This is a genomic window from Paenibacillus sp. VT-400 (genome assembly GCF_001029205.1).
Taxonomy (GTDB): Bacteria; Bacillota; Bacilli; order Paenibacillales; family Paenibacillaceae; genus Paenibacillus; species Paenibacillus amylolyticus.
This window is the reverse complement of sequence record NZ_LELF01000050.1, coordinates 39,380-49,684: the sequence shown is the minus strand read 5'-3', so window position 1 is coordinate 49,684 and position 10,305 is coordinate 39,380. Positions and strand designations below refer to the sequence as shown.

At 44.5% G+C, this 10,305-nt stretch carries 10 protein-coding genes, 1 tRNA gene and 1 rRNA gene; 10 read left to right on the top strand and 2 right to left on the bottom strand.

Translation table 11 applies throughout. The annotated features are described in order from the left end of the window. The 10 genes from rrf to EL84_RS06570 all read left to right on the top strand — a co-directional run. Positions 1-107: ribosomal RNA gene (gene rrf, locus EL84_RS06610) — 5S ribosomal RNA — on the top strand; the annotation flags it as partial. Positions 108-474: 367 nt separating this feature from the next. Beyond that, complete coding sequence (gene guaB / locus EL84_RS06605; protein WP_036607306.1) at positions 475-1,932, top strand: IMP dehydrogenase; 1,458 nt, start codon at positions 475-477, stop codon at positions 1,930-1,932. Positions 1,933-2,348: 416 nt separating this feature from the next. Further along, positions 2,349-3,737, top strand: coding sequence for a D-alanyl-D-alanine carboxypeptidase family protein (locus EL84_RS06600; RefSeq protein WP_047841150.1), 1,389 nt, complete (start codon positions 2,349-2,351; stop codon positions 3,735-3,737). Between the two features lie 217 nt (positions 3,738-3,954). After that, positions 3,955-4,545, top strand: a complete 591-nt coding sequence (pdxT, locus tag EL84_RS06595) for a pyridoxal 5'-phosphate synthase glutaminase subunit PdxT (RefSeq protein WP_036671585.1) — start codon at positions 3,955-3,957, stop codon at positions 4,543-4,545. A gap of 274 nt (positions 4,546-4,819) precedes the next feature. After that, positions 4,820-6,103 carry a serine--tRNA ligase gene (gene serS, locus EL84_RS06590; RefSeq protein ID WP_047841149.1) on the top strand — a complete coding sequence of 428 codons (1,284 nt, stop codon included), beginning with the start codon at positions 4,820-4,822 and terminating at the stop codon, positions 6,101-6,103. Positions 6,104-6,300: 197 nt separating this feature from the next. Further along, positions 6,301-6,389: transfer RNA gene (locus tag EL84_RS06585), tRNA-Ser, on the top strand. A 192-nt stretch (positions 6,390-6,581) separates the two neighbouring features. Then, positions 6,582-6,920 carry a hypothetical protein gene (locus EL84_RS06580; protein ID WP_036607297.1) on the top strand — a complete coding sequence of 113 codons (339 nt, stop codon included), beginning with the start codon at positions 6,582-6,584 and terminating at the stop codon, positions 6,918-6,920. 29 nt (positions 6,921-6,949) lie between these two features. Then, on the top strand, positions 6,950-7,126 hold the full coding sequence (locus tag EL84_RS32225) for a hypothetical protein (protein WP_017691325.1): 177 nt from the start codon (positions 6,950-6,952) through the stop codon (positions 7,124-7,126). A 21-nt stretch (positions 7,127-7,147) separates the two neighbouring features. Further along, positions 7,148-7,300 (top strand): small acid-soluble spore protein P, encoded by a 153-nt coding sequence (locus EL84_RS06575; RefSeq protein ID WP_036607296.1) that lies wholly within the window; start codon positions 7,148-7,150, stop codon positions 7,298-7,300. A 234-nt stretch (positions 7,301-7,534) separates the two neighbouring features. After that, on the top strand, positions 7,535-8,629 hold the full coding sequence (locus EL84_RS06570; RefSeq protein WP_047841148.1) for a hypothetical protein: 1,095 nt from the start codon (positions 7,535-7,537) through the stop codon (positions 8,627-8,629). A gap of 256 nt (positions 8,630-8,885) precedes the next feature. On the opposite strand, the gene EL84_RS06565 is transcribed toward EL84_RS06570, so the two are convergent. Further along, positions 8,886-9,455 (bottom strand): GNAT family N-acetyltransferase, encoded by a 570-nt coding sequence (locus EL84_RS06565; protein ID WP_047841147.1) that lies wholly within the window; start codon positions 9,453-9,455, stop codon positions 8,886-8,888. Between the two features lie 43 nt (positions 9,456-9,498). Continuing rightward, complete coding sequence (gene tadA / locus EL84_RS06560) at positions 9,499-10,005, bottom strand: tRNA adenosine(34) deaminase TadA (protein WP_047841146.1); 507 nt, start codon at positions 10,003-10,005, stop codon at positions 9,499-9,501. Positions 10,006-10,305 lie beyond the last annotated feature (300 nt).

Genomic DNA, 10,305 nt, shown 5'->3' with positions numbered 1-10,305 from the left:
ATGGCGGAGGGGTTCCACACGTACCCATCCCGAACACGACCGTTAAGCCCTCTAGCGCCGATGGTACTTGGACCGCAGGGTCCTGGGAGAGTAGGACGCCGCCAAGCAAAGAACCACTGCCGATGTTATTCGGTGGTGGTTTTTATTATATATTTTTATTATGCAGTATGGGATTAAAATACAGATTGAATTTGTTAATTTATCAGCACAATAGGATGTATACATGTAACGTTATTCGATACGAATTGACGTTTTTTTGCGTAATAACTAGACTTGTCCGCTCTGGAAAAACAGTTGTGTTCATCAGGCAATACACCTGATATAACCAAGTACTTTTCCTTGACAGTCTAAATATCGCTTTGCTAAGATGGCAATAATAAATTTTTCAGAAAACGTATTTTCGGCGTAAAATACAGCCTGGAATCTTCGGGTTTTGGACCGTAAAGCTGAGCAAACATAAGGAGGAACACTTGCGTGTGGGAAGATAAATTTGGTAAGGAAGGCCTCACCTTTGATGATGTATTGCTAGTGCCACGGAAATCCGAGACACTGCCTAAAGAAGTAGATGTATCTATACGTTTGAGTGATACTGTAAAGCTAAATATTCCTTTGATCAGTGCGGGTATGGATACGGTAACTGAAGCGACATTGGCTATTGCCATTGCACGTGAAGGCGGTATCGGTATTATTCATAAAAATATGTCGGTTGAACAACAGGCAGAAGAAGTAGATCGTGTTAAACGTTCGGAGAGTGGTGTTATTACGAATCCATTCTCACTGACGGCAGATCATCTGGTATCTGATGCGGAAGCAGTAATGGCGAAATATCGGATCTCCGGTGTACCTATTATTGAAGGAGATCAGAAGCTGGTTGGTATTTTGACTAACCGCGATCTGCGTTTTATCCATGATTACGGCATCAAAATTAGCGAAGTCATGACTCATGAGAATCTGGTTACCGCTCCTGTAGGTACTACACTACAAGAAGCTGAAGGTATCCTTCAGAAGCACAAGATTGAGAAACTTCCATTAGTTGATGAGACAAACACGTTAAAAGGTCTTATCACGATTAAAGATATTGAGAAAGCCATTCAATTCCCTCATGCAGCCAAAGATGCTCAAGGCCGTTTGTTGGTTGGTGCAGCGATTGGTATTTCCAAAGATACATTTGAACGTGCTGATGCTTTGGTACAAGCTGGTGTCGACCTGATTACGGTAGACTCGGCTCACGGACACCACATCAATATCATTGAAGCTGTACGTCAGCTTCGTGAACGTTTCCCTAGCCTGACCATCGTTGCAGGTAACGTCGCTACTGGCGCTGCCACTCGTGACCTGATCGAAGCAGGGGCTTCGGTAGTCAAAGTGGGTATTGGTCCAGGTTCGATTTGTACAACACGTGTTATCGCTGGTATTGGTGTACCTCAAGTAACTGCAGTGTACGATTGTGCAACAGTGGCACGCGAATATGGAGTTCCGATTATCGCGGATGGCGGAATTAAATATTCTGGTGAAATTACAAAGGCACTGGCTGCAGGCGCACACGCGGTGATGCTGGGAAGTTTGTTTGCCGGCACAGCAGAAAGCCCGGGAGAAACTGAAATCTTCCAAGGACGTAGCTACAAAGTATACCGCGGTATGGGTTCAATGGCTGCAATGAAACAAGGTAGTAAAGATCGTTACTTCCAAGATGATGACAAAAAACTGGTTCCGGAAGGAATCGAAGGTCGTGTCGCTTACAAAGGACCATTGTCTGATACGATCCACCAACTGATTGGTGGTCTGCGTTCGGGTATGGGATACTGTGGTACAAGTAACTTGGAGCAACTTCGTAACGATACAGGCTTTATCCGAATTACAGGTGCGGGACTGCGCGAAAGTCATCCCCATGATGTACAGATTACCAAAGAAGCACCTAACTACTCGTTGTAATCTGAAGAGAGTTAATCATTTCCAGGACAGGCTCGGTGATTTTCACCGGGTCTGTCTTTTTTTGCAGATACCCCTGTGATAGAATAGAACAAGCGGTGACGATCCATGGATGGATTAAGGCGTTGCGGCGGCTTTTTGACGTGAATCTATGAATATGGTTTTGAAAAGCAAATGCAGTGCCAGAAAAGGCTGCCAGGTAAACAGAAGCGCGGACGTCCTTTTACATAAGCATTTGCAAAATGCGGACTAAGTGACAATCGATAACGAACTTTAGGAGCAATAATATTGCTCGTTCGATACAGCGCATATAGCACACATCTCATACATCAAACACGCAGGTTAGGGAACAAGAAAATCGCAGCATAAGCTGCACTGAAGCAATTAATAATGCTTTGGATCGAAGGGAGTATTCATCATTGAAAGCCAAACACATGAATAAAAAGAAACGCCAAATGCTCAAAAAGAGCGTAGCCTCGGTAATGCTAATTAACATGCTTTGCATGTCTGCAGTAATGCCGGTCATGGCTGCTGCGGACAACTCCAGTCAGGTTCTGACTGCTACGGCAACAACAACGAAGACGGAGAAAGCCGTAAAGGTGCCTGGGGTAGACTCACTTGGGCTTGAGGTTAGATCAGCGGTGCTAATGGAAGCCTCAACGGGACAGATTCTACTAAATGTTGATGCGGATAAAGCGATGCCACCTGCAAGTATGACCAAGATGATGACAGAGTACATTGTCGCCGAACAAGTCAAACAAGGTAAATTCGGTTGGGACGATATTGTAACTGTTAAAAAGAATGCTGCACAAAGTATCGGGTCGCGAATTTTCCTCGCGGAAGGTGACCAGCACACAGTTAAGGATCTCTATATTGCTATGGCTGTTGGCTCTGCCAATGATGCTACGGTTGCTTTGGCTGAACATGTTGCCGGTTCGGAAGAAGCTTTCGTGAAAATGATGAATGATGAAGCGAAGCGTATGGGCATGAAGGATACGTTCTTCATCAACTCTTCCGGTCTCGACCGAGCAGATATGCCTGCTGATTTCCGCCCAGCTGAAGACAAGGAAACTGTGATGTCCGCTCTGGATGCTGCGATTCTATGCCGATACATCATTATGGATCACCCGGACTACACAGAATTTACAACGATTCAATCCTACAAGTTCCGTCCCAATGATAAAGCCCCAATTATCAATTACAACTGGATGCTGGAAGCGAATAAAAATATAACCAATTTCAAAAGCTATGCCTATGAAGGTCTGGATGGAATGAAAACAGGCCATACCACGAACGCAGGTAATAACTTTACAGGTACAGCAGAACGTAACGGTATGCGTCTAATTAGTGTTGTTATGGGCACAGATTCGGAATCCGCACGTTTCAGAGAAACTAAAAAGGTATTGGACTATGGATTTAACAACTTTGAAGTGAAACAGGCTGTTGCAGGCAAGACCAAAGTGACGGGCTGGGAAGCGGTACCTTTGAAAAAAGGGAAAGAAACAACCGTTCCTGTTGTAACAGATAATGCGGTAAGTTTTGTTGTACCCAAAGGTACTCAGAACCTGGATGTGACGTTCAAAGCCAACGTAACTGAGGCTGACAAGTTGGTAGCACCACTCAAGGCAGGTACGAAGGTTGGTACGGTAACGTACACGTATAAAGCAGATGGAATTGAGCCACAGGAAAAAACAGTGAACTTGATCACTGCTGAAGAGGCTGAAAAAGGCGGATGGTTCCGTTTGTTCTTCCGTGCTGTGAAGGATTTCTTTGTGGATCTTTTTGACGGGATTAAAAACCTGTTTTAGTCCATAACAAACTTCATGGAGAGAGTATGATCATGATTTTAATGTTTACATGGTCATATCATTGACAAAATACAAGTTATTCCGACCGGATGGATTGTATATTTACAATTTTTCCGGTAAAATATCAAGTTAGAATTCACGTATGATGAAGTAAAAAAGTACAATGTTCGTTTACCGTATGCAAGATCGTGGCTGGTAAGAGAAGGGGAATGAGCGTATGAAGATCGGCGTTTTAGCACTTCAAGGAGCTGTCACAGAGCATATTCGAAGTATTGAACGTGCTGGAGCAGAAGGTATAGCTATCAAACAGGTTCAGCAATTGGAGGACTTGGATGGTCTTATCCTTCCTGGCGGGGAAAGCACGACGATCGGTAAACTGATGCGCAAGTATGGGTTTATGGATGCCATTCGGGCGTTTGCTGCTGAGGGCAAACCGGTATTTGGTACCTGTGCTGGCTTGATCGTTATGGCTAAACACATTGCAGGGCAAGAAGAAGCTCATTTGGAGCTAATGGATATGACAGTATCCCGAAATGCATTTGGACGGCAGAGAGAGAGTTTTGAGACGGATTTGCCAGTCAAAGGCATTGAGGAGACGGTAAGGGCTGTATTTATACGGGCGCCCTTGATCGAGAGTGTCGGAGACCAGGTGGAGGTACTCTCCACATACAAGGATGAGATTGTTACGGCTCGTCAGGGACATTTGTTGGCTTGCTCCTACCATCCGGAATTGACGGATGACTATCGTCTGCATACTTATTTTGTAGACATGGCCAGATCCTACAAACACACGGTAGACTCTAAATAATGCATGATGTACAACCTATGATCTCCCGGTCATCGGATCACTTCCCCAGAAGCCGTGTAAGGCCGCTGGATGGCAGTTGCATCTGAACGGATGCCTGATGTTGCCTGTATCTGCTTCATAGCGGGAATCGCAGCGGAGGGTAACACCGGGGATATAGGTTTTTTTTTGGGTTACAGGTTCCGATAAGTATATAGTAAGGTATATACAGTAGAGTTTTGAGAATGGATTTTAACATAAGGCTTCACGTTGTGAGGTTATTTAGGAGGGGTATATCGTGCTTGATGTGAAAATATTGCGGAATGAGTATGCGCGTGTAGAAGAAGCATTGAATAAACGTGGCAAATCGCTGGATCTTATCGCTGGATTTACCGAGATGGATGCCAAGCGTCGGGAATTGCTTCAAGAGAGTGAAACACTGAAGAGCCGTCGGAATACGGTCTCTGCGGAAGTTGCTAGACTGAAGAAGAATCGTGAGAATGCTGATGATCTGATTGTGGAGATGCGCGAAGTCTCTGATCGAATCAAGGCCATGGACGAAGAAGTTCGGGAACTGGAAGTGAAGATCAATGATCTCACAATGGCGATTCCGAATATTCCTAACGAAAGTGTACCGATTGGAGCTTCTGAAGACGACAATGTTGAGATTCGTCGTTGGGAAGAGCCGAAGTCATTTACTTTTGCACCAAAAGCACACTGGGAAATTGCGCAGGATCTCGATATTCTTGATTTTGAAGCGGCTGCCAAAGTAACAGGTTCCCGTTTTACCTTTTATAAAGGTCTGGGTGCGCGTCTGGAACGTGCATTGATCAACTTCATGATGGATCTGCACAGCGATCAACATGGATATGAAGAGATTCTGCCTCCATACATCGTGAATCGGGACAGCTTGTTTGGAACAGGTCAACTGCCTAAGTTCGAAGAAGATCTGTTTAAGTTGAAAGATACTGAATATTATCTAATCCCTACTGCTGAAGTTCCGGTAACGAACTACCATCGCGAAGAGATTCTGAATGTAGATCAATTGCCTAAACACTTTGTGGCATACAGCTCTTGTTTCCGCTCTGAAGCCGGTTCGGCTGGACGGGATACACGCGGCTTGATTCGTCAGCATCAATTCAACAAAGTAGAGCTGCTCAAGCTCTCTACTCCAGAGACTTCGTATGAAGAGCTGGAGCAAATGACTCAAAATGCGGAGCGTGTGCTTCAATTGTTGGGCTTGCCGTATCGCGTCCTGACTTTGTGCACGGCAGATATGGGTTTCACTTCAGCTAAAACGTATGATATTGAAGTATGGTTGCCTGAGAGCAATACCTATCGTGAGATTTCTTCATGCTCCAACTGTGAGGATTTCCAGGCACGTCGTGCCAATATCCGTTTCCGCAGAGAGCCAAAAGCCAAACCGGAATTTGTTCATACATTGAACGGGTCAGGATTGGCTGTTGGACGGACGGTAGCCGCTATCCTGGAGAACTATCAACAGGAAGATGGTACGGTTGTCATTCCTGAAGCATTGCGTCCTTATATGGGCGGTGCAAGTGTGATTGCACGTCGCTCTTAAGTAAGAGTTAGCTAGCCATCCTCATCAAGGGGAATACAAATTCAATCCGTCATTTCGGAATGGCGGATTGGAGTGTTTTGTATAACTGAGGAAGTTGTCTGATACGAGATTATCAATTTTAATATAAAAGGTTGCATTATAATGTCGAGATGTGGTATGATACTTTTCGTGGCAAGTTTATAAAATTTAATTTCCCTGGAGAGGTACCGAAGCGGTCATAACGGGGCGGTCTTGAAAACCGTTAGGGGGCAACTCCACGTGGGTTCGAATCCCACCCTCTCCGCCATACTACACTTATAACAAGGATTCGAGCGATATCGCTCGGGTCCTTTTTTGCGTTGTGAGTTTGTCCAGCGTAGTGAGCATACAGGTTGGTGACCGATGTATACGTTGCTCAGTACAACGTTATATTTTGAATAAGGCTAATATGTATAAAAACATCTTCATCGCCGCACTTTATAGGAGTGGAGGTGGTAAGATGAACCGCGAGTTAAACATCGATCAGACAGAGCTTGTAGGGGCTTGGCAAGAACGTTTGCCTCAAGTCCTGAATGTTGGAGACCAGGCTCAGGTAATGGCCGACGAAGCCGATCAGCAGGCGATTCGGATACACATTGCTACAGCAGGGCACGAGATGTACTCTTTTGATTTCAAATGTGCATATGTCGATTCCCGTGAAGTCAGCGTACAGCTGATTGATGTGGAACGGGATGGACGAACGACGGATGAGCGTACAGAACCGATTCAGGAACTGGCTCACGATTATACACGGCACATTCATGAATGCGCCCAGTCGTTACAATCCCAGACGAGATAATAGCCTGAAATCTGAAGGAGTGAACTCAATTGACTAAAGCCAAAGCGGGAGTAGACAAAAACCTGCAAAATGTAGTCGATGATCTGGAGCAACCTGCCGTAAACAGTCATCATGCCCAGCAAATTCAGCAAGATATTAATGATCGCCGTCATCAGGATGCACTGAATCATGACAAAACGGAAGATAGGGACCCATCCCATTCCTAACAATGATGAGGGGGCAATAATATGAGCAAACCAAAAACAATTCCCGTACCGGAAGCGCAAGCATCCGAACAGCATCGTCATTCATCCAAACGCTCTTCCATGCAGGAACCATTATCCGGTTCCAAAAAAGTAAAAAATCAAAATCATGTGGATCATTTGAATCCCCAAGGTTAATAGAAGAAACAGATTCACGCAAAAGTCCCTTGTTACCTAACAGGGGGCTTTTGCGTATTCATACATATATAAAGACAGGCACATGGTTATTCACAAGCTGATATAGGTCTTTGTAGCCATTTTAAAGAGGAAAGATCACATTTTTCCCAAATTAGGTTTCGGTATCTGGTGATATGGTATATCATTGATATTGAATTACTTTTTTTTGGGGTTATCACGAGAGGAGAGAAACAAATGACTAAACGTATGGGGGCGCTTCTTCTCACGTTGCTGTTGACCGTATCTATGGCATTGACAGCATGTAGCAGCAAGCAGGAACCAAAAGAGGCATTGAAGACGGCTGCGGCCAATGCTTCCAAATTGACTTCGTATGAAATGAGTTCTAATTTCACCATTAATGAATTGAGCTATAAACCTGGGGATGCTTCACAAACTGATCCTACCATGACTCAGTTTATGAGCATGCTGAAGGATGCTCAGTTGAATGTAACAGGTGTATACCAAAGTGAGCCAATGCAGACAGAGATGACTCTTGGCATCGAGCTTAAAGGCGACATGGGTATGACCTTTAACATCCCAATGGTGATGACGGCAGAGAAACTCTATGTGAAAGTGCCGAATATTCCGTTCTTCCCGATTCCGGAGAACGTTGTAGGCAAATTCCTGGAACTTGACCTGAAAGAACTGGCTGAGCAAGAGGGTACAGAATGGAACCCTGATGCTATGGACGCAGCCAAAACGCAAAAGCTGAGTAACGAAGTTATGGACGCAGTGCTGAGCGAGTACGATCAAGCTAAATTCTTCAAAAATCTAGACACCAAAGATGCAAAACTTCCTGAAGGTGTAGATGCGAAGCAAGTTGTACAATTCTCGGTGAATAATGACAATGTTAAGGAAGCAGTTACTGTACTGGTAACAAAAGCTATGCCTAAAGTATTGGATATTCTGTCCAAAGAGGAATATCGTGAAATGCTGCAAATGGATCAGGCTGATATCGACAAAGCTAAAGAAGATCTGAAGATCACTGAAGCAGATCAGGCTGAAATGGCTAAAGACTTGGATAAATTGAAAGATGTTCTGACAATCAACCAATTCAACATCGATTTCGCATTGGACAAAAACGACTTCCCTGTATATCAAAAGATGGTCGCTGATGTGCTGATCAAGCCAGAAGGTACAAAAGACGAAGTGAAATTGGCATTTACCGGTTCCAATACGTACACCAAGATTAACGAAAAAGCAGCATTCAAAATCAACATCCCTACTGGCGATGACGTAATTACTATGCAAGAGTTCGAAGAACTGATGAACGCTTCATACGGATACTAATCTCGCTGAGTTCAACCGTCTGTGATTCAAGTGAAGGATAATCTCCTTCCGCTTGGGTACAGGCGGTTTTTTTTGTTAGACAGCGTAAGAGGGGATATCCGCAAAATAATGATCTTTGATTTTGAATCGTGGCTGGTGATCTATACTAATAAAACCGCACTCTCTCCTACATAGCTAGGGTAGTGCGGTTTTGTACATTAAATTTGTATATTTTGAATTGGAATGCAGACGGTTGAGAGGATACGTTTCTTCTTAATTAGTTTGCAAGTTCGTCCAAGTCTTCAGCAAGTACAGCATAGATCTGATGATCCTGATATTTGCCGTTGATCTTGAGGTATTTGCGAGCAGTACCTTCAAACTGGAATCCGTTCTTCTCCAGAACGCGCTGTGAACCTTTGTTGGAGGGCAATACTGCAGCCTGAATCCGATTTAACTTCAGCGCACGGAAGCCATAAGCTACGGCCAGTTTAACCGCTGCTGTCATTCGTCCGCCACCCTGATAATCTGGATGGATAAAGTAACCCATATCCGCATAATTGGCAACGCCCAATACGACATTGTTGATACTTACTTGTCCAATTAGCAGGCTGTCTTTAATAGTATAGATTCCAAATTGATATCCTGTACCATCTTCTGCTGCCTTGACCCGATCTTCAATCCGCCGGGTCTGAGCATCCAGTGTATAGAATTCATCGTCTCGCACGGGTTCTACAGACTGGTATGGGACGCGTGTGACCTGAATCAGGTCCAGATAGGACTGTGTATCCTGGGGGGTGAGCAACCGAAGGCTTATGCCATTGGCTGTATCATAGAGTGTTAGTGCCATTACAGCACACTTCCTTTCTAATTGGGATGTTTGTAGTCGGTGACTACTTTAACTTTTGGCGCAGACTTCTGAAAAATTGAGTTAGCATCGTAGAGCATTCGGGCTGAAGGATATCCGGGATCACCTCGGTGCGATGGTTAAAACGAGGCTCCTGTAGCAGGTTCATCAGTGTACCTGCACAGCCTGCCTTGGGATCAGCCGTACCATAGATTACGCGGGGGACCCTGGATTGTACAATTGCACCTGCACACATTGGACAAGGTTCCAATGTGACGTACAGAGAACAATCCAACAAACGCCAAGCTCCGATGGTCTCGCTGGCCTGACGAATAGCCACCATCTCTGCATGGGCGGTGGAATCCAGTGTAGTTTCACGCAGATTGTATCCCCGACCAATAATTTGGTTATTTTGTACGATTACAGCTCCAATCGGCACTTCCCCAAGAGCTTCAGCCTTGTAGGCCTCGGCAATGGCCTCTCGCATCCAGTGCTCATGTTGAGCCTCTTCAGATAAATTCCCAAGATCGGGCTGGGGAGAATGGTCATTCATTACTATATAACTCCTTCCAAAATCGTTTATTCAGCGAACAAATATTCGGGTTGTTAACATGTTGTGTATAGAATTGTGGATAACCGCGTAGTTGCTCACATAGTTATAAACAAACTATCCACAAGCCTGTGGGTATGTGGATAAATATAGTGATTAATTTCATTGTAGAGTTCGAAAATGCAAAAAACAACGAATTTCGAGCTTTTTAGTCATTCGGTAACTTTTGGACACAGGTCAATTATCCTTTTCAAAAAGACATACAAGCGTTATGATGGAGATAGGTTTTGCCATATATCGCCA

Excerpts from the sequence above, each read along its gene's own strand:
- EL84_RS06575 (WP_036607296.1), top strand. The coding sequence starts at position 7,148 with ATGAGCAAACCAAAAACAATTCCCGTACCGGAAGCGCAAGCATCCGAA.
- pdxT (WP_036671585.1), top strand. The coding sequence starts at position 3,955 with ATGAAGATCGGCGTTTTAGCACTTCAAGGAGCTGTCACAGAGCATATT.
- EL84_RS06570 (WP_047841148.1), top strand. The coding sequence starts at position 7,535 with ATGACTAAACGTATGGGGGCGCTTCTTCTCACGTTGCTGTTGACCGTA.
- EL84_RS06580 (WP_036607297.1), top strand. The coding sequence starts at position 6,582 with ATGAACCGCGAGTTAAACATCGATCAGACAGAGCTTGTAGGGGCTTGG.
- tadA (WP_047841146.1), bottom strand. The coding sequence starts at position 10,005 with ATGAATGACCATTCTCCCCAGCCCGATCTTGGGAATTTATCTGAAGAG.
- EL84_RS06565 (WP_047841147.1), bottom strand. The coding sequence starts at position 9,455 with ATGGCACTAACACTCTATGATACAGCCAATGGCATAAGCCTTCGGTTG.